We start from the raw sequence: 20,430 nt of genomic DNA, 5'->3' as shown, positions 1-20,430 counted from the left end.
CGAACTCTTGGAATTTCTACCGTTGGTTCGCCTACGAGTTTTGTCTGGTTACGCTGGAATACAGGCAAAACATCGTTTGGAATTTAGCAACGGCGGGCAATTTACCACAGTAATGCTGAACCGCAAGCCATCATTGTTGATACTCCGAACAGCATCACGAGAGCTAATTACAAAACAGTATACGGGAATATTTTAATAAAACATGAGCTTAAGCAAAAAAACTTTTCATTGCTTTATATAAACGTTGTGTAACTGCTTGCTGCTGTTCATTCATAGCTTCGCCGGCAAGGTCGATAAGATTTTGCACCGACACAAGATTTTCATGCAACGACGTGTGAAAGCCGCGTGAAGTTTTAAGCCAGAAAATTCCCTTGCCGTCAGAAAAAAGGGTAATAAATCCAAGCTGCTTGCTTTTTTGCTTTGCAACGGTTGTTTTAAACAAAAGGTCAAGGGCGCTGATAATTTCAGGCAAGTCTTCGGGAAGTGTAAAATTTTTGTTTCGCACTCGGCTGTCATCGGTCTGCCTAATATCAAAAAGAGAAACCGCCTTTAATACAAGCTCAAGCTTTTCTCCGGTAAATAACTGATAATTATTCATCTCAATGATGCAGCGCAACCCTTTTAGCTGCTGCAAACTGCCGTCATCAACTGAATCCACATCTGCATTCAGCTTTTTTACTGTTTCCGAAAATAATTCCCAAGGCAAAACCAGATGCTTTTTACCTTTTATTTTCTTTATTGCATAGGACGAACCTGCAATAACCGCCCGCTCTTCATCGTCTCTTTTTGCAAATTCTTCTTTATTTTTAGCGTCTTTGGCGCTTTTCTGCGTGCCGCGCGTCTCTTTTGTTGCCCGCTTTTCCAAAAGGGCGGGCGCAACTTGCGCAACAAGTTTTTTTGATAAAGGAGAAACAGACATTGCATACATCCGTGATGTACGAACAATTTCACCGGCAACAATAAATCTTGGTCTATTTTTATACATACAAGAGCCGGGATGAATGGAGATTTTTTCAGCCGTCAAACTGCGGTATGAATCCTTGCCGTGCTGCACGCACACAAACTGAATCATGCCCTGCGCAATAGAAGCAAGATAATCTTCAATTTTACCACCCGATAAAATAGGCACTCCCATATCCGATACAATAAGCTCAAGCTGTTCTTTAATATTGGCAATCTCCGCCATAACCCGCTCATCAAGATAACTAATCTCGCAAAAGCGTTTTTTATCCTTTGCCTGCACATAAAGCCGATATATTTTTAAAAAGGATGCAAAATCACCCATCGGCTCATCAAAGCTTGCGTGCGCTCTTCTTGCGTGCAGCTCTTTTCCATCAGGAAAGATAAAAGGACTGCGTGCAGAAAGAAAAGCGGTTGCCACAATTACATCATCAACCGATTCCGGATAATGAATAATTGCCTCTACAATCATACGGGATTGACGCGGTGCCAGCGGAAATTTACACATCATTTCCCCGATACTGCTCAGGCTTCTGTCTTTTTCCAGCGCGCCGAGCATATTCAGCGTTTCTACCGCACCGATAATGCCGCGCTTTCCCGGCGGAGAGATAAAATCAAAATTCTCAAAATCAAAGATTCCCAGTTCCGCCATACGCATCACCACTTCGGATAAATCGGTACGATAAATCTCTTCTAATGTGTAAAGCTGCCGATTTTCAAAGCCCTTCCGAGAATACAACCGATAGCAAGTACCCTTTTGCGTTCTACCCGCCCTACCCCTTCGCTGATTGCATGAGGATTTTGAAACTTGTGTTTCATCCAAGCTTGAGGTATACGAAAGCGGATTATAAAAATTCAGTTTTGCAAGCCCTGAATCAATAACCGTTGTAATATCATTGATTGTGATAGAGGTCTCCGCAATATTTGTTGCAACAACTATTTTTTTCTTTCCGAAAGGCGGCGGATCAAACACCGATTCCTGCTCTTCTTTACTTAACCTTCCGTAAAGCGGCAAAGGATACAATTTTCTAAACTTGCTTTCACGCGTTAATCGATCAATACAGTTTTTAATTGCCCGCTCTCCCGGTAAAAACACCAGTATTGCGCCGCTTCTTCCGTCATCGAGGATTCGCTCAACAATAGATGCAATTTTATCAAGCATCGCTGCTTCGGCATTTTGGGTTTCGGTGGAAGCAGGAATAGCTGGTGGGTCGAAAATAGTTGTTACAGGGTAAGTGATTGCATCAATTTTAATTACCGGACAAGAATCAAAATACAGTGAAAACATATCCGTGTTAATCGTTGCCGATGAAATGATAACCTTAAAATCCTTCCGTTCTTGCAAAATTCGTTTAAGCAATCCCAGAATAAAGTCAATATTTAAACTGCGCTCATGCGCTTCATCAACCATGATAACGGAATATTTACTCAGCCAGGGGTCAAGTTTCATTTCCTGCAAAAGAATTCCGTCGGTCATAATTTTTATCTGTGTTTCGGGACTTGTTTTATCCTCAAAGCGCATCTTATACCCGACAAGCTCGGAAACCGCACAACCGAACTGCTTTGCGATAAACTCGCTCACCGAAACAGCGGCAATCCGGCGCGGCTGCGTTACTCCGACAATACCGCCCTGTGTATACCCTGCCTCATGTAAAATAATCGGCAACTGCGTTGTTTTTCCCGAACCGGTCGGACTTTCAACAACGATTACTTGATTTACTTCCAATGCTGAAAGTATTCTGTCTTTTTGCTCATACACGGGAAGCTGTCTAAACTGTATCATGATAAAAAGTATAACAAAGAAACAAAACCTTGAATAGAGACAAAATTACGGGCTTCATTTACAGCTAAGTTTTTGCAGCATCTTTTTTCCTGAACTCCTGAATCAGCTGCAGAAAAACATGAGAATAGGAAAATCAGCGGCATGAATTAAGAATACTAAAAACTACATTCTCCGGTTTAGCAGAGCAGTATAACGTTTTTTTGATAATTCAATTATATTTTTACTACAACTTACCCAAAACGTAAAAAATTGTATAAAAAAGAGTTCGACACGACGCAACGGCGAACCCTTGGAATTGCTACCTTCGCTTCGCCTACGAGTTTTAAAGCTTCAATATAAAAATGTAAAAGGGCAAAACTCATTGTGAAGCATTGTACACGGATGTACAATGCTTCACATGCGTTAGCGGCTTGGAGGGCGACGAGCGATTTTTCAAAATCGCGAAGTCGGATCCTTTTTGCGCGCCTAAATTAGCGCAAAAAGAGCCGCAGCGTACGCGGAGCCCGGAGTGACGCGGCGGCGCTGTTCTATTGTGCCGGTTTGTTTTGGCTCGGCACTTTTATGAAAACTTTGTGCCGCAACGCCCGAATTTCTATTTTTGCTATAGAGATTTTATGTAATTATTTCGGATAGCTATTATTATATAATCTATTAGTATGTATTATTAGCCTGTCAGATGCTTGCAATGCTTTATGCAGCATAGTTAAATAATTTTATGAGCGATGAATTCTATAATTTCTCAGAAATACTTGCTAAAAATTTGAAGCGACTGCGGCGAAGAGAGAATATTTCACAGATGGAACTTGCTCTGAGGGCAAACCTTTCAACGACATTTATAAACAGTATTGAAAATCAACAGCGATGGGTTTCTCCCTCCACTCTTTCAAAATTGGCAAAAAGTTTACAGGCGTATCCCCATGAGCTTTTTCTTTCCGATGATGCGCCTCAGAATACGTTTACCGGTAACAGCGAACACCAGCATATGATCACTGAATTGAGGGATATTTTAGAAAAATATACATGAAGCCTTTGTATTTCTGTTTTTTGATTAAAATCTAATACTGTATAAAATTATCAAAGAGTTTTAAGTAAATTGCTTTACATAAAGAGTCTATTGTATTATAATACCCACTCGACTTTATTTAGTTGCGTCTTTATAGAGGTTCAACTATAGTAATAAGTGATTTTCGGTATTTTTAATACAAGGGTAGGTGAAAATTATGGCACGGAAATGTGAGATTTGCGGTAAGGGCACCGTAGCGGGGCATAATGTCAGTAAATCAATGAACCATACAAAAAGAGTTTGGAAGCCTAATCTCGTTGAAGTAAAAACAGAGGTTGGCGGAAGAACCCTTACGGTTAAAATGTGTACTCGTTGCTTGAAAAGCGGATATGTTACAAAAAAAGTGTAATGTATATTCAGGCGCTGTCCTTTACGTTAAACAGCCTCAAAAGTGTTGACTTTTGAGGCTGTTTTATTTTCGATTTTCAGTAAAAATGCTTTATTTTACAAAGAAACGGCGTCCATTCCGAGTGCTCCGAATACAATAAAAAATTGTGCAAGCGTATAGGTAAGCATGATAAAAAAACGGGATTTTTTAAAAGAGTTTATAAATAAAGTATTTGCAAGAATTGAATCTGAAATAACAAAAAAACACGCACCGATTGCAGCAATGATACTGCCTGCCGAAGGCATTGCAACTCCGTATGCAATAAAACTTATCGCCATCACCGAGATCACAAGCATATAAAAAGGGATGGTTGCTTTCATGTTTTTCATTGCTTTATGCATAAATAAAAACGATAGTATGCCGTATATTAAAAATATGAAACTCAGTACGATAACAATTACTATTGCGTTGTGATCAAGTTCGGTTTGTGTAAGTTTTAATATTGCGTATATTGCATAGGCAATCTGAGCTACACCGAAAGAGATAACACCCAAAAAAAAGTTACGAGGCTCAAAATCAAATACCAGCAGAATATCTCCGAACCATGCCATAAACAGGGCGATAATAATAAAAATGGAAAGTGCATGCCCTGCAAACACGGAGTAAACAATGTACATAAGCAGGAGTAAGGGCATGAGGGCAAATTTAGACAAATCCGCATAGCCGTCCGCTTCTTTTATGCATTGGACAAGATGAATAATCGCAACAGCAAAAAACGGTATACATGATGCTAAAAACAAAATAGTTTGAAATTGAGAATACATAGAAAACTCCTTTAATATTCTATTGAAAATCTTTCAACACCAAAAGTATAGCATGTTTTCATATCAATATATAGTCAAAATAAAAAAAATAGCCGTATTGGAATTATAAAATCGGAATTTTGAAATTCTTCGTAAATTGCAACTTGCTAAAATCCGCCTAAAGTTTAATTCCTTGTGTTTAAAAAACAAAAGCGATTATCGGGTTTTTATAATCTTGCCCTGAAAATTTGATACCTTCTTTCTATTGACAGTTTTAAACTTTGTATCCATAATACTCCAATGAGTGCGGTTATTATTTCTTTTTCAATAATAGTTATGGGATTCGCCGTTATAATGATTGTAGTTCTGCTTATACAAAAGCGGGGAAACGGTGGTTTTACTAAAAAAAAGAGCAAACCTTTATTGATGAAAGAAGCGACAAGAAGACTCGCACAAAACCCCCGCGATCCTCAAGGTCTTTCGCTTATGGGAGATCTTTATTTTCAAGATCAAGATTGGGAAAAAGCGTTTTCAACATATTCGGTTTTTTTAGATCATTGCAATAATTTGCCTATTTCGGAGCAGTTCACCGTTATGCTTCGGTATGGAATTTGCGCGATAAAAACAGGCAGAATGAATGATGCAAAAAAAGGCTTTCTTCTTGCAAAAAATATTAACCCCCAGCATTTTGATGTAAATTACAATCTCGGTTATATCCATTATTTTGAAAACAACTATGACCAGTCAGTTCCTTTTTTACGCAAAGCGCTTATTGCCCAGCCAAATAATATTTTGGCTGCAAAATATCTTGGCTATAGTTTTCAAAAAATACATAAATATCAGGAAGCCTTACCGTATCTCAAAAAAGTGCTTGATGTGCAGCCCGATGATAAAGAAGCCTTGTTTGCAATGGGAGAATGTTTTTATGAAGCGGGCGCAAATGAACGGGCTTTAAAGATTTTTAATCATTTGCGACTTGACCCTGTGCTGGGACCTCAGGCAGCCTTATACTCAGGGATTATCAGAACAAAGCTTAATCAAATTGATAAGGCGGTGATGGATTTTGAAATTGGATTAAAACATGAAAACATTAATCTCGAAATCGTCAATGAACTGCGATACCGGTTAGCCCAAGTATTAATAAAAACACAAGATCTTGGAAGGGCGCTTGCGTCGTTAAAAGAGATTCAGCACGTAAGCCCCGGATATAAAGATGTTGCTTCTCTTATCATGCGATATCAGGAATTAAATCAAAACAAAAATCTGCATATTTATATGATGGCAGGGCAAAGTGAGTTTGTCGGACTTTGCCGAAAGATTGTTTCAAAATTTTTTCCTTATGCAAAGGTAAAAATTCTTGACATCTCCGTCTTGGTTACGCATACCGATATTGTTGCCGAAATTGATACGCCGAAATGGGCGGATCTTGTTATTTTTAGGTTTTTCAGATCGCAAGGAGCTGTCGGGGAGCTTATTTTAAGAGATTTTTACGGACGGATTAAAGAACTAAAAGCGGGAAAAGGGATTTGCATGACAGCCGGTACATTTACGGAAGAAGCTGGCCGCTTTGGAGAAGGGCGTCCCGTAGACTTATACGATAAAAAGAGATTAAATAAAATATTAAATACGCTCGGATAAACAATATCGATAGTAATTTTATTTATTACGCTGCGTATTTAAAAACTATATAGACGAACAACATAAATTTTCCTTAAATTATATCATAATAGTTATCAGAATATGGAGGAATACCATGAAAACAATTCGATTAGTAGCAGTATGCTTAAGCGTACTTTTTATTGCAGGCTGTGCCAAAGAAAACACAAATACCGAAAAAATGAGCATTGCGGTTTTTGTTCCTGGAATCAGAAGCGAAAGCCCTATTTATGCCATGCTCAGCAACGGGGTGGAAAAGGCGGTTGAGCTTGCCCGAAAAGACAAGGCCGTAGAGCTGCATATTTTGGAAGCCGGCACCAATCAGGCGGAGTGGAGCACAAAATTAACCGGTCTTGCAGCGGAGCAAAAGTATGACCTGATTATCTCGTCTAATCCCTCGCTGCCTGAAATCATTGCGCCGATATCAAAACAATTTCCCAATCAAAAGTTTTTGGTTTTTGATGCCTATGCGGAAGGCAATTCCATGCTTACCACATTCCGATATAATCAGCGTGAACAAGCCTATATTGCGGGTTATCTTGCGGCAATGGTCAGTAAAAGCTCTATGCAATACGCAAACACGGAAAAAAAGATCGGTCTTATTGCGGGGCAGGAATATCCGGCAATGCTGAACATAATTTTGCCCGGCTATTTGGAGGGCGCAAAGACTGTTGATCCGGAGTTTGAGGTTGATTTTAGAATTGTCGGCAACTGGTACGATGCGTCAAAGGCGGCTGAACTTGCCGATCTTATGTATAAAAACGGAGTCGATGTGATCATGCCGATTTCGGGCGGAGCCAATCAGGGGGTTATCGCTTCGGCAAAAAATAACGGCTTTTATATCTCTTGGTTTGATGATAACGGATACGCAAAGGCGCCCGGTTATGTGGTGTCAAGCTCAGCGATGGAACAGGAAAAACTGAGTTACGAAAAAACATTAGCATTTATACAAGGCTCGCTCGAAATGGGAAAAGCTGAAACCTTCGGCATCAAAGAAGGCTATGTACGCTTTGTTTCCGATGATGAGTTGTACACCTCAACAGTGCCCGCCGAAATACGGGAAAAACAGGCGGCAATGATTGAGCGTATACAATCCGGAGCGCTTGATTTATCGGATACGGCACGGTGAGTCCCCGTTCGCTATCGGTAAAAAACATTTATAAAATTTACGAAAATGCTCAGGACGGTGCGCTTTCGACTGCAAAAACCGCATTAAACGGAGCCAATGTTTCGTTTTTTATCGGTGAGTTACATGCGCTGCTCGGCGAAAACGGGGCAGGCAAATCTACCTTAGTGCATATTCTTTCAGGACTTTGCGAGCCCACCGAAGGTGATATCTTTTTAGGCGAAAAAGCGGTGTCGTTTACCTCATCGGCGGAAGCCCTTGATTCCGGAATTGGCATTGTGCATCAGCACCCCCTGCTGATCGAAGACGCCACCGTGTTTGAAAACATTATTATCGGAAATGCGGTAAAAACGCGCTTCGGTTTTATTCACCGAAAAGAGATTAAAGCAAGGGCGGAAAGCCTTATCGCCGAATGGAACATGGGTTTAAGCCTTTCCTCCAAGATACGGCATTTAAGTTCTGATAAAAAATTTTATGCCGCCCTGCTTGCAACGCTGTACCGCAATCCTTTGTTTTTGATTTTGGACGAACCGGGTTCCGCCTTTACGAACGAAGAGCGTGACTCTTTTTTTGTTAAATTAAAAAAGATACTCAGGGAGCGAAAAGATTCTTTCGGCGTGATTTTGATTACGCATAAATTGGAAGAGGCGCTTGACCGGGCTGACCGCATTTCAGTTTTGCATAAGGGGACGCTGTGTTATTCGGTACAGCGCAGCGAACTGCCGCACTCGGAAGCGGAGGCTCGCAGCATAATAGAAAGAAAAATGTTTCAGGATATGGATATGCTCACCGTTTGCGAGCCCGCCCCCGTCTCTGAAAAAAACGAGGCGGCTGCGGTATTTTCCGTTGAAAAGCTTTCCGCCTCTTTTGAGTTCGGGGAAGCTCTTCAAAATATATCGTTTTCCGCAAAACAAAAAAGCATTACCGGAATCATCGGTATGCCGAACAGCGGCTTAAATCATTTGGAAGATATTTTGTCCGGAATGGTTTCCGCTCAAAATCGGAATAGCATTAGCGGAGCACTCACAATAAACACAAACGGAACAAAGATTTTGCTGCCGGCGGCGTCTCTTACTCCGGCTTTATTACACGCGCATAACATCGGTTTTGTGCCCTCAGACAGAAATATGCGCGGCTCAAATCCGCTTGTCTCTATTTTTGATTTACTTATTCCGTACCGGGCGAAAGGGTTTTTCTTGCAAAAGAAAGAACTTTTAAGCTTTGTAAAAAGTATTTTAGCTGCCGAGCATATTGATGCAAGCCCTTCTCGTCCTGCTTCAACCTTGTCCGGCGGGCAGTTGCAGCGGCTTATATTGGCTCGCGAACTGGCAACTAATCCTTCGGTGCTTATTTTGGCCGAGCCCGCGTGGGGGCTTGATAGGCTCGGTACGCGCATTTTAACGGAAAGGCTGCAACGAGCGGCCGCTCTCGGGACGGCAATTATTATGCTGACAAAAGAATTTGACAATGAGTTTTTTGCACATCTTTTTTCTGAAGTTTTCTTTTTAAAAAGCGGTATGCTGAAAGCGCAGATAATCGGCGAGGTTTTGGAATGAAGCGGTTTTTAACTTCCGTTGTTGCCTTTGCTGTCGGACTTGCGGTTATTTCTATTTTGATTCTTTGCACCGCACAAAATCCGCTTTCGACTCTTGCCTCCTTTTTTTTAAAGCCTTTTTATTCGCAGTGGTATTTCGGCAATATGCTGAACAAGATGGGGTTGCTGCTTTGTGCAAGCATCGGCGCAATCTTTGCCTTAAAAACGGGCAATTTTAATTTAGGCGGAGAAGGGCAGATTTATATTGCGGGGCTGCTTACCGCTGTTTTGCTTAAAAGCAGCCGCTTTTCTTTTTCGCTGCCGCAGTTTGTTCTTGTCTTTTTTATTGCGGGATTGGCAGCCGGAGTTTTCGGCATGTTTTGCGGTTTACTCAAAATACGGTTCGGCATCAGTGAATTGCTTTCTTCATTTTTGCTGTCAGCCGCTTCCCTGCCCATTATCGATTATTTGATTATCGGCCCCGTGCGGGACACTTCCGGCAATTTATTGGCGACCGCTCCTATCGAAAAAGAGTTTTTTTTAACGCAGCTTTTACCGCCCTCATATTTGAACGGTTCCTTTGTTTTTTCGATTGTATTGTGTATTGCCGTTGCAATCTTTTTTTCGCGGACAAGCGCAGGCTATCGATTGCAAACCGGTGGCAAGGCGCCCGAGTTTGCTTTTTTTTCGGGGTTTTCCGTGTATGCGCCAAGCCTTTGGGGCATGTTTGCCTCCGCCTTTTTTCACGGTCTTGTCGGCTTTTTTGCGGTTACCGGTACCTGGCATCTTTGCCACTTAGGTTTTTCCGCGGGGATCGGTTGGGCTGCCTTAGCCATCGCTCTCATCGCCCGCTTAAATGTTTACGCCCTTATTCCGGCATCTTTTTTATACGCATGGGTGGAGTCCGCATCGGATACCGCGGTGATGAGCGGCACCATGCAGTTTAATACCGCAATCTTTTTGCAAGCCTCAATCTTTCTGCTTATTTCCGCTGAGTTTTTTACCCGTAAAAAATTCCCGCGCGAACCGAAGCCCGAATCCGGAGTCCGCATATGAACGTGATTATCAGCATTGTGCAAATTTCTACCCCGCTCATCTTTGCGTCGTTGGGCGCACTTTCTACCGAATATGCCGGCGTTTTGGCGGTATTTATGGAAGGCGCTATCAGTCTTTCCGCCTTTTTATTTGTGCTTTTTACTGTTTTTTTCGGCAATTATTGGCTTGGCTTTTTGTGCAGCCTTCTTGCTATTTTATTGCTCTTATTTGCCTTCGCTTTTTTTACTGAAAAAAAACAGGCGAACCCTTTTTTGACCGGATTATCGTTTAATCTTTTTGCGGCGGGAATAACCACGCAAGCATCCGCACGCGGACTCGGGGTGAACGGCGTAATTGCCTTTTCCCAGTTTGATTCCTCAAAGCATATTCCGCTTTTAAACAATTCGGTTCCTGCGGCAATCGCCCTAGTGTTTGCCCTGCTGTTTTATCTTTTTTTGCGATGCACCAAAGTCGGTTTAAACTTGCGCTTTTCCGGAGAAGGCGGAAAAGTGCTTGAAGCGCGCGGGGCTGCCCCTTCAGCGTATAAAATCGGCTCGTGGCTGATAGCCGGTTTTTTTGCCGCCTGCGCCGGAGCCTCTTTGGTGCTGAAGCTTGGCGCCTTCACCCCGAACATCAGTTCGGGGCGCGGCTGGACAGCTCTTGCCGTTGTCTTTCTTTCGTACAAACATCCGCTCCTTTGTGTGCCCGCCGCCCTGCTTTTCTCGGCTGCGGAATACAGCGCAAATATCCTGCAAACCCTCAAGTTTATTTCTCCGAGTATGATTTTAGCCTTGCCTTATCTGGCTGCCCTCACCGCATTTATTTTGCCCGCCATCATTAAAAAAGACTTCGTAGGCTTTTCACGAATTCGGAACAAGGCATAGCCGCAAACTCCGTTTTTGCTAATTCAGAATTTAACCACACATAGCACAGCGTTTTGTAATTAAGTTCCTGTTATAAAATCGGAGTATCAACAATCAGTACTTGCGGATTTAAGCATTCCTATGGTAAATTGCTTGCCGTTGCTCAATTCCAAACGATGTTTAAAAGCATCAGCACTGTTTTGTAAAATTGAAGCTTTTAAACTCGTAGGCGAAACGAAGGTAGCAATTCCAAGGTTTCGCCCTTGCGCCGTGTCGAACTCTTTTTTATAAAATTTTTTACGTTTTGGGTAAGATGTATTAAAAAACGAATCGACTTATTAAAAAAACGCTATACCAGGCAAAAATTGAATTATCAAAAAAACGTTGTAATAGTATAATTTTATCCTCTATTTCAAAAAATCCCCTACCGGTTTTAAAAGCGCTTGGAAAAGTTTTGCGCTTTTTACTCCGGTGAGTGATGAAATTTCCCATAAACAATGAGCAAGGTTTTTATTTTTACACTTAAATTTCGCCATCAAAAACCACTCTTCAAATAGCGTTTTAAAAGGCATTCAACATCCTTATCCATACATGATGATTTTATTTATTCATGGAAGACAAAATGAAACATTTATGATACAATTATTATTAATTGGAGGAATATGGTATGAAAAAACTTTTGTTTTTTTGCGTTTTGTCTTTTTTGTGGTTCGGCTTTGCAATTGAAGTTGACCAAGCAGAGGTGGAACGGAACGGAAATAAGGTTATTGAATTTATAAATTACACAGGCCCGCATGCGGAAACGGATACGGCGGAAGCAATCAGAGCAATCGGCAGGGGGTTAAGCTCCGCAGTAAAATACGGAAGCGTAGGGGAAACAGCCCGATATTATATCATTCACGCGGTTGATGAAAAAGAGACGACAGGTTTTGATGCGGATATTTTTATTATCGGGGCAAATGCCCGTGTTGATCATATTGATAATATCCGGCTGATTATTGCTTCATATTTGAGCACCGCATACGGATATTCCGCTCGGGATGCGGCAACACTTGCAAATTTCATTACTGTGTATAATGCGGTGTATCGAAACGATATGAACAATTTTCAAAATCGGTATAAGCAGGTTGTTACAAAACATCTTTCGGCTAATACGGTTGGTATTGCTTTGCGCTATGACCAGTGGCCGGGGCAAACTCAAATTGTAATTCCGCTTTCAGATGCAAAATATTCAGGCTCGCTCAGCACTATCGATACAACAACAATTACGGATAAAAAAGTTGTTGAAAAAATGCGGGAAGATAAAGACAAGAATATTGATACCCGCAAAGATATGATAGACTTAAAAGAAAGAGAGAGTGCGGAATCTCAAGAGCGCGCAAAAGAACAGCAAAAAGAAGCAAATGCCGCAACGAAGGATGCAAAAAAACAGCAGAAAGAAGCCGAGGCAAAAAAAGCTGAAGCAAAAGTAAAGCAGCAGGAGGCAAAGAAGGCTCAAAAGGAAGCGGAGCAGGCAGAGAAAAAAGCTAAGGAAAATCCTGAGGATAAAAAAGCTCAAAAAGAAGCCGAAGTAAAAAAAGCAAAAGCCGAGGCAAAGCAGCAAGAAGCGGAAGCCGCCGAAAAAGAGGCTGAAGAAAAACAGCAAGAAGCAAAAGAAGCGCAGGAAGCTGCAGCGAAAAAACAGGAAGAAGCGACACAAGAACAAAAGCGTGCCGAGAAAAAAGCCGAAGAAGCTCAGGACGAGCGGAAAGGAGTTGCCTCCGATACGCAAAAAATTATAGAAGAAGAACGCAAAGATAAAGAAGCAGCCGAAGATGCGGCTCTTGAAGGAACGCTTCCCGGTTACGGATTAAAAGTAATTGATGAAAAACAAATGCTTTCCGAAATTGTTATGCTCGATCTTAAAACCGAAAAGCAACTGAAAGTTTCTCCGTTGAATACTGTGCGCGGCAGAAGTTTATACGAGGAAGGCGATTCGCTTATTGCAATTGCGGGAACTACAGGCGGCAACGGAGTTATCTCTCTTGTGCAAATAAATACGAAAACCTTGGAAATTATAAAGCAAAGTAAAGAGCAAATTGCGGCACAAAGTATTCTTCTGCAAAAAGATCGGGATTATTATGCGGTGGTCAATCAAAACGGTAAATACTATCTTGGCCGCTTTAACGACAACCTTGAGCTGTTGGCAAAATCCGCAATACAGGTACTCCCCTTTACCGCAGTAACGGTGAGCGAGCGCGGTATTATCATACAGGACATAAGCTCCGCTATGCGGCTGCTTAAACCGGGAGATCTTACGCTGGTGATTAAAGAATAGCTTTAATTTTATTGCGGTACGTTTTTGCGTACGATCACAAAATGATCACAAAACGGCTACAAAGCGGCAAGCAAAGGATTTTTGCTTGCCGCTTTTTTTTACCCCATCGGACATAATCATCGGATAACCAAACCATCTTGCGTGGAACTAAACGACCTAATTTTGCCGTTTTTGGCAAAATTACTGTAGCGCTTTGTAATTAACTTCCTGTTATACAAATTGGAGCACCAACAATAAGGGACTGCGGATTTAAGCATCCCTATGGTAAATTGCTCACCGTTGTCAAAATCAGAACGGGCACGGACGCCCGTGGCTCCACGCAGACGGTTTAGTTTTTGACATGGACGTTAAAACCGTGTTTAAGCATTCCTGTGGTAAGTTTGCTCACCGTTGCTCAATTCTAAACGATGTTTAAAAGCATCAACACTGTTTTGTAAAATTGAAGCTTTTAAACTCGTAGGCGAACCAAAGGTAGAAATTCCAAGGGTTCGCCCTTGCGCCGTGTCGAGCTCTTTTTTATAACAGAGGGTTTTTAAAACTCGTGGTTTAGTTTTTGCCATGGATGGCAAAATTATACCGTGCGGTGGTTCCACGCAGATGGGTCAGTTTTTGACACGGATGTCAAAAACTAACCCGGGCTCTTTTTTACAAAATTTTTTATAGTTCGTATTAAAAAAAACGGATCGAGTTATTAAAAAAACGTTATATTAGGTTTTGCGAGTTTCTAAGTTTTGTAAACGGTTTTGCTTTAAAACGTCGCTGCACTATTCCGATCATTTAATAAAATCCGGCAAAAATTGCCGCAGCGATAACCGTACAAAAACCGCTTGTTACAATGGCGAGGCTGCTCATGGCACCTTCTATTTCGCCCATCTCCATAGCTTTGACAGTTCCAACCGCATGGGCTGCAGTTCCTATGGCAAGCCCCTTTGCAATTTCGCTTTTAATTTTAAACAGCTTACACAATGTTTCCGAAATCATATTCCCGAAAACGCCTGTAACAATGATAACCGCGGCTGTAATAACAACATAACCGCCGTGCTCTTCAGAAACGCCCATGCCGATTGCAGTAGTAATGGATTTTGGCAGCAAGGTTACGTACTCCTCATGGGAAAGACCAAAAATGATTGCACATAAAAGAATAGAGCTGAGGCTTGTCAAAACTCCCGCCAAAGTTGCCATACATATTGCGGCAGCATTCTTTTTTAAAAGTTCAATTTGCCTGTACATCGGCACTGCAAGGCTGACTGTCGCAGGAGTTAAAAGATACCCGAGATATTTTGCACTTGAATAATAATGTTCGTAATCAACCTTAAAGATAAGCAAAAACGCTATCACTAAAATAATAGAAATCAAAAGAGGATTAAATATCGGCAATTTAAATTTATTTTTAATTGCTACTCCGATAAAATAGCCGAACAAACTGACAACAACACCTGCGGTTACAGAGGAAAGAAAAAAACTATTCATTCGTTTTTCTCCGATTCTCTTTTACATCGATAACAAAATCCGCAACCTTTCCGGTTACAATCATTACAACACAAGTAGAAACAGGAATGATTATACAAAGCGGAATTAAAATTCCTGTAATCTTATCCCAAGAGTCCACAAGCCCGACAGCCGGCGGAATAAACATTAAGGGCATAATTTTTATTAAAAAATCTGCGGTGTTTTCCACATGCTCAAGTTTAATTACTTTAACCGCCAAAAGCACAAGCAGTAACATAAGTCCGTAAATGCCGACAGGAATCGGCAAAGGCAATAAGTACCTCAATATCTCACCAACACAAGTTACCGCAAGGATAATTCCAAATTGCTTCATATAATTCATTGAGCGCATATTATACGATGTTCTTTTTAAAATCAATACAGCATAATTATGATGTTGTTAATCAATGATACGTTACACTACGCAATTTTTTGCGTATAATTTAACCACGTGATTATCAGATAAGCCGCAGCTTCAGGCATTGGATTATGAGGCGGTTTTTGAGTTTTAAAAACAGGACTGAATATTAGCATCAAAAAGTCGAGGATTGTTTTTTACAAAATCATAGTCAATTTTTCTTACCGGTGAAATTTGCAATAAATCACTTTTTAATTTTCTATAATAGAATCGAAAAGCACTTGAACGAGTGACTGAGTTGCTGAGGCCAAATTTCGCAGCCAATGCAAAACATAAATCATTATGGTCCTGAGCCGGCCCGTTTGAATATATTACACACTCCCCCAGCATAACTATTCTGCCAATATCAGGAGCCAGCTTACCATCCTGAATTGACCAATCAAATGTCCAGTCTATTATCTTTTTTGCCATATGCAACCTCCCATGTATAATTAATGGAATTGTAAGCAAAATATTTTTTATTTGAGACTCATCTTAAATTACACTACTCTCAAACCGTCTGGGAAGGAATGCTGCATAATAATTTGTTTGAGAGTCATCAATTACACTACTCTCAAACCTCAAATTGCGAAAAATCAGTCTGAAAGCAGCGTTATTGTTGATGAATAGATGTATTATAGCATATTTTTTGTAAAATTCAATAGATTTCGCAAAGGTCTTTATCAATAATGCAGTGTTTTTCCATCGGATGTCCGGGTTCGGTGTATGTCCCTTCGAAAAGGACGAGGTGGAAGCTGCCGTTGTTTCAATAATTAAAACGGAAATATCATCGAGAAGCACTCTTTTTATTTCATCACCTCGAATAACAAGATGATTTAAGTGCAAGTCCAGCTTTGCTCTATTGCTAACAACGACAGTTCGCCAACTCATATCTTTAACAAATCAATTTGTTGTTCAAAAACACCGGTAGGAGACTGATGTATTAAAATACATTGTTTTAAGTTTGATATATTATTGCTTATCTTCATTTCACCGGTACTTGGGCGCCCTCCTATTAATGTTAAATTAGCAGTTCCATTTATAGCTCCAAATAATTTTAATATTTCTTGAAGTATCTTAAATTGTTCTTCAATCGGTAAGTTAATAAATTTATCTTCCCCACTTTTAAGGATAGGAATAACCGCCGTATTGGGGCGAAATTTATAAATGCTGGTTTCATACCGTTTAACCATGTCTTTATAAACACTTATATTTTTTCCCTTTACGATTTCATTGAATTTATTTTTATCAAATAGCTGATTCTTATCTTTAAACAAGTTATCTCGAACATAGACCCTCATAGTATTATCATCATAGGCAGTCATACTCTTATCCTTATTTAAATTTCTCAACCCATTAAAAGCTATTATACGCTTAAAAAAGAGTGTAAGATTATCATCACAAAAAAACTGAACAGCACTTCGAACCAAAAACCTATCATTGGTTTTCCCTGTGATATGCACAAGAAAGCCGTTAATTTTAAATAAGGAATTTATCTTTATTTTAGGTATAAGAATTTTAAAATCTTTCGTCCCTAAAGCAGTAGATAAATACTCTCTGACATTTTCCGATTCTTTACCCGGCTTATTCAAAAGATAAAGAGGAACAGTTTCTAAAATACGGACAACAGCATCCTTTTCTTTTTTTTGTACAAGAATAAAATAAGCACCTGAAACCTTATTATATCCTCCATATTTTGAAATATCGGATAGCGGAGAATTCTCTTTTAAAGGAAACTGCCCCTTTCCTTTTTTCATAATGTTTTGATCAAAAAAGCCGCCGGTTTTACAATAAGCATACCGTGTATAAAGCGGAGTGTTTCGTTTTAACATATCCTTAATTGTTGTAATGGTTTTATTTTTAACCCATGCAATAGTATTGTTTCTTTCAACATCACGATCAAAGAGCTCGCGTAAGTTATAGGGTTCTTTTAATTTCATAAAGTTGCGAGGATTACTGGTAAACTTAGTATAGTATACATTTCCAACAGCGATATTCAAATACGCATCATGGGCATGGTGAAAATCATTTATTTCTCGGCATTTTATTAAGTTAAATTTCTGTCTAAACTCCGAAGTATTTGCTGCCTTGCAGTACACTACAGTAGAATCGGGATATAGCTGTTCTAAAATCTGTCCTGCGGTTTTTGTTCCCTGTCGAGTTTCTACAAGCTGGCGCGCTATAAACCCTGAAAGCATTTCTTCAGTAAAATATCCACGATAGGTAAGCCGTTCATATTTTTCAACGCTTATAAAATTATTGCGCTTTAAAAAATCCCAAAAGCCTTTTTGCTTGTCTTGTATCTGAGGCGATAAGGGCTCATCTCGTTTATCTTGGTTTGCGTCTTTTACCACCAAAACTCTGTTTGTAAGACTATCATCTTTAATTTTAGAGCGCGGATAAATATGATCAATATCATATGCAGAGTTATCTGACATAAGCCTATCAATATCAATAACCCTACCGGTATACATACAGCGTCCAAGTTGAGTGTAATACAAATAAAGTTTATCGCTTCTTAAGCGCAAGGGTTCCTCGGATTTAAATTGCTCTAAAACCGCGTCATAGTCAGCTAAATCTTGTTTGCAATTCTCGTAAAGAGCTTTTATACTTGCATAGCGGGAGGAAGTCCTTCCCTTTTCAGCTTCTTTTCCTCTTGCCATTTCAATAAATATTTTTTAGGGTCTTTACCCATAATGCTCTTAACTTCTTTTACTATTACTAAAGCACGCCACAGCATTCGTTTAACCGATGGAGATAAGTAAAGATCTTTTACAAGCTTGTCATATGAAAAAACCTTTTTATCATCGTTAAATTTGGAATTGAACTTTTCAATTCCTTTACTAAAGCCGTAAGCATCCCCTAAAAGTTCCATTAAATTAAAATTAGTTTCCCGCATAGCGGTGATAATATTTATTGTATCCGTAAATCCCGGGAAAGGGGTAACAATTGATTCTAAAAACTTTCGTGAAAATCTTCCCCATCCGGAAATTTTCAGTTTTAAAATTTTATTAAGCTCATCTTGCGTGAAGACATCCGGATATACCGACTGTATTTTTGCTTCAAGTATTTTTCGTCCTTCACCCTCATCATAAATTGATGCCCACAAAATAATATCTTCCAATGCGGTTTTTATCGGTTCTTCTTCTATTCGCTTACCGATAATTTTTTTAATATCAATATAAAGTTTTAATGAAGTTGTACATTTTTCATCGATACCGGTAATAACAACATCATTTTCTTTTTTGCATATTCCCTCTTTTTTTTAAAAATCAGCTATTGTTTTTTTACTCACCTCTTTTCTTTGTTTAAACACCTGCTCGTATATTTTTTTCTTTAGCTTAACATCAAAAATATTTACACCGTCAACACTGACTTTTAAATTATTGAGTTCGTTTAAAACAGTGTACTCCATATACAAAAGCGAGTTTCGCGGTAATACATCTTCACCGATAAGATAGGTACACTTGTTGGTTCTGCTTGTAATAAAAGCTTCCGCAGTTTTATCTTCATCAATATGATCATAAAAATTCCACGGAGTAATTTTTTCGTTTTTAGCATTCTCTTTTTTTACAACCCAGCATCGATCGGGAAACTTTTCTTTATGGGTATCTTGTATAATACCGATATAATACGGACGCTTAAATGTCAGCAATTGAATTATCTTTTCTTTTACCGTTCCGTACTCATCTTTTTCAGATAAAAACGAAAAATATTTTTCCGCATTATTTACAATTTTTTCAAGTTCCATTCGCCGCAGCTGATACGGAATGTTTGCATTTTTTTTACTAACTTGTTTCGGCAAAAAAGTTTTTAGCTCTATTTCATTTAAAATAAAAGCATAATCGGCATCGGAATTTTTTGCCTTCTCATCTTTTAAAATCTTTTTTAAAAAATCATAAAAAGCATCTTTGTCCGCACGCTTTTCTATTGGAACCTTTTTACCGTTCTTCTTACAACTGCCGACATACGAGCAATAATTACCTTGTATATTTGCTTCTGCAAATACTTTTTTAAACTCATCGGCGTGATACGTTTTAATTACCTTTTTTAATTTTGCTAAATCCTCTTTATGTTTATCATAAATTTTAACCTTTGCAAAAGACAGATACGTTTCGTTTCCTAAAATTTCTGAAAGAACAGAGCTGTCGTAAACTGCCTTTGCTCTTAGTATCAAGCCAAAGCCATCACCGAGTAAGCTTTCAAGAACGGCTTCTTTTTCTTCGTAATTTGACTTTGCAAAAGAATAGGATTCTTTTTCACTGCTATACTTTTCGTCATTAAAAAGAGTTTTAAGATTAAAAGAAGCTCCGACAATCAACTTTATTATTTCTTTTTTTTGCTTGTCTTTTGGAGCAATGCTCAATTTTTTATTTAAAGCATTTTGCTTATCGCGCATGCCGATTTTTTTATTTTCAAGAATTTCTTTTATATCGGCAATTTTATCTTCAAATGCAAAATCAATTTCCATATCCTGCCGCAAATAGCTGAACAATTCATTTATTGCATCATCAAAACGGCTCTCCGTGTTAAACTCCTTCCCTTCAAATAAAAAATGCCCGCGGTTTTTGATAATAGTATGGCAAGCCAAATAAAGAAGCCTAATATCAACATGTGCCTCGTCATTTATTAATGCTTTTATCAGATGATGAATAGTCGGAAATTTTTTATAATAATCCTTGTCTGTAAAATTATCATCATTAAAAAGAGAATACTTTTGCTTTAAACTTTTATCTTCTAAATAAAAAGCACTTTCATCAAGCCGCCTAAAAAAACCTTCATCAATTTTCGCAATTTCTTTTGCAAATAACTCCTGAAGCAAAACAATCCGATCGCGTCTTCGCTCAATCCTTCGCCTTGAACCGCGATGCAAACGGCGCTCCAGTGCTGTTTTTCCGTCATCAAAACAATGGCTGCCCCAGAGGTCTTTACTGTTAAAGCGGATAAGCTTATAGTTTTCATTTGTTACAGCCCGTCCCGCAAGGGACCTCGCATTGTGCGTTAAAAAACCTGCCTTTTAAAGGTAGGTTTTTTTATGTCCATGCAGAAATAAAGCGGTTTTTAAAGTATAGCACAT

Annotated in this window: 13 protein-coding genes and 1 pseudogene; 8 read left to right on the top strand and 6 right to left on the bottom strand. The window is 39.4% G+C overall.

Annotation, left to right across the window (positions count from 1 at the left end; genetic code table 11):
* Positions 1-208: 208 nt before the first annotated feature.
* A complete protein-coding gene (locus tag FUT79_RS01780) occupies positions 209-2,743 on the bottom strand; it encodes a helicase-related protein (protein WP_148878604.1) in 2,535 nt (844 codons plus the stop codon).
* 715 nt (positions 2,744-3,458) lie between these two features.
* Between FUT79_RS01780 and FUT79_RS01775 the strand changes: the two genes are divergently transcribed.
* Complete coding sequence (locus tag FUT79_RS01775; protein WP_002697313.1) at positions 3,459-3,767, top strand: helix-turn-helix domain-containing protein; 309 nt, start codon at positions 3,459-3,461, stop codon at positions 3,765-3,767.
* A 196-nt stretch (positions 3,768-3,963) separates the two neighbouring features.
* On the top strand, positions 3,964-4,155 hold the full coding sequence (rpmB, locus tag FUT79_RS01770; protein WP_002697314.1) for a 50S ribosomal protein L28: 192 nt from the start codon (positions 3,964-3,966) through the stop codon (positions 4,153-4,155).
* Positions 4,156-4,250: 95 nt separating this feature from the next.
* Here rpmB and FUT79_RS01765 read toward each other — a convergent pair whose 3' ends face one another.
* Entirely contained in the window at positions 4,251-4,958 is a 708-nt protein-coding gene (locus FUT79_RS01765) for a lysoplasmalogenase (RefSeq protein WP_002697315.1), read from the bottom strand.
* Between the two features lie 279 nt (positions 4,959-5,237).
* Between FUT79_RS01765 and FUT79_RS01760 the strand changes: the two genes are divergently transcribed.
* The 6 genes from FUT79_RS01760 to FUT79_RS01735 all read left to right on the top strand — a co-directional run bounded on the left by FUT79_RS01760 (position 5,238) and on the right by FUT79_RS01735 (position 13,468).
* Positions 5,238-6,575 (top strand): tetratricopeptide repeat protein, encoded by a 1,338-nt coding sequence (locus FUT79_RS01760; protein ID WP_024752968.1) that lies wholly within the window; start codon positions 5,238-5,240, stop codon positions 6,573-6,575.
* Between the two features lie 115 nt (positions 6,576-6,690).
* The gene (locus tag FUT79_RS01755) at positions 6,691-7,722 is read left to right on the top strand and encodes a BMP family ABC transporter substrate-binding protein (RefSeq protein ID WP_024752967.1); all 1,032 of its coding nucleotides are present in this window, start codon (positions 6,691-6,693) and stop codon (positions 7,720-7,722) included.
* Positions 7,719-9,275, top strand: coding sequence for an ATP-binding cassette domain-containing protein (locus tag FUT79_RS01750; RefSeq protein ID WP_024752966.1), 1,557 nt, complete (start codon positions 7,719-7,721; stop codon positions 9,273-9,275). The genes FUT79_RS01755 and FUT79_RS01750 overlap by 4 nt, the downstream gene beginning before the upstream one ends.
* A complete protein-coding gene (locus tag FUT79_RS01745; RefSeq protein ID WP_024752965.1) occupies positions 9,272-10,309 on the top strand; it encodes an ABC transporter permease in 1,038 nt (345 codons plus the stop codon). The genes FUT79_RS01750 and FUT79_RS01745 overlap by 4 nt, the downstream gene beginning before the upstream one ends.
* Positions 10,306-11,172, top strand: coding sequence for an ABC transporter permease (locus FUT79_RS01740; RefSeq protein WP_002697321.1), 867 nt, complete (start codon positions 10,306-10,308; stop codon positions 11,170-11,172). Before FUT79_RS01745 ends, FUT79_RS01740 begins: the two co-directional genes overlap by 4 nt.
* 646 nt (positions 11,173-11,818) lie before the next feature.
* A complete protein-coding gene (locus FUT79_RS01735) occupies positions 11,819-13,468 on the top strand; it encodes a P83/100 family protein (RefSeq protein ID WP_024752964.1) in 1,650 nt (549 codons plus the stop codon).
* 777 nt (positions 13,469-14,245) lie between these two features.
* On the opposite strand, the gene FUT79_RS01730 is transcribed toward FUT79_RS01735, so the two are convergent.
* The 4 genes and pseudogenes from FUT79_RS01730 to cas9 form a co-directional block, all read right to left on the bottom strand.
* The gene (locus FUT79_RS01730; protein ID WP_024752962.1) at positions 14,246-14,938 is read right to left on the bottom strand and encodes an LrgB family protein; all 693 of its coding nucleotides are present in this window, start codon (positions 14,936-14,938) and stop codon (positions 14,246-14,248) included.
* Positions 14,931-15,290 carry a CidA/LrgA family protein gene (locus tag FUT79_RS01725; RefSeq protein WP_231577627.1) on the bottom strand — a complete coding sequence of 120 codons (360 nt, stop codon included), beginning with the start codon at positions 15,288-15,290 and terminating at the stop codon, positions 14,931-14,933. Before FUT79_RS01725 ends, FUT79_RS01730 begins: the two co-directional genes overlap by 8 nt.
* Before the next feature lie 174 nt (positions 15,291-15,464).
* Positions 15,465-15,785, bottom strand: coding sequence for a hypothetical protein (locus tag FUT79_RS01720; protein ID WP_024752960.1), 321 nt, complete (start codon positions 15,783-15,785; stop codon positions 15,465-15,467).
* 455 nt (positions 15,786-16,240) lie between these two features.
* Positions 16,241-20,298, bottom strand: a pseudogene (gene cas9 / locus FUT79_RS15800) (type II CRISPR RNA-guided endonuclease Cas9).
* Positions 20,299-20,430: the final 132 nt, after the last annotated feature.

This window comes from Treponema phagedenis (assembly GCF_008153345.1).
Taxonomy (GTDB): domain Bacteria; phylum Spirochaetota; class Spirochaetia; order Treponematales; family Treponemataceae; genus Treponema; species Treponema phagedenis.
This window is presented reverse-complemented; position numbering and strand designations above follow the sequence as displayed.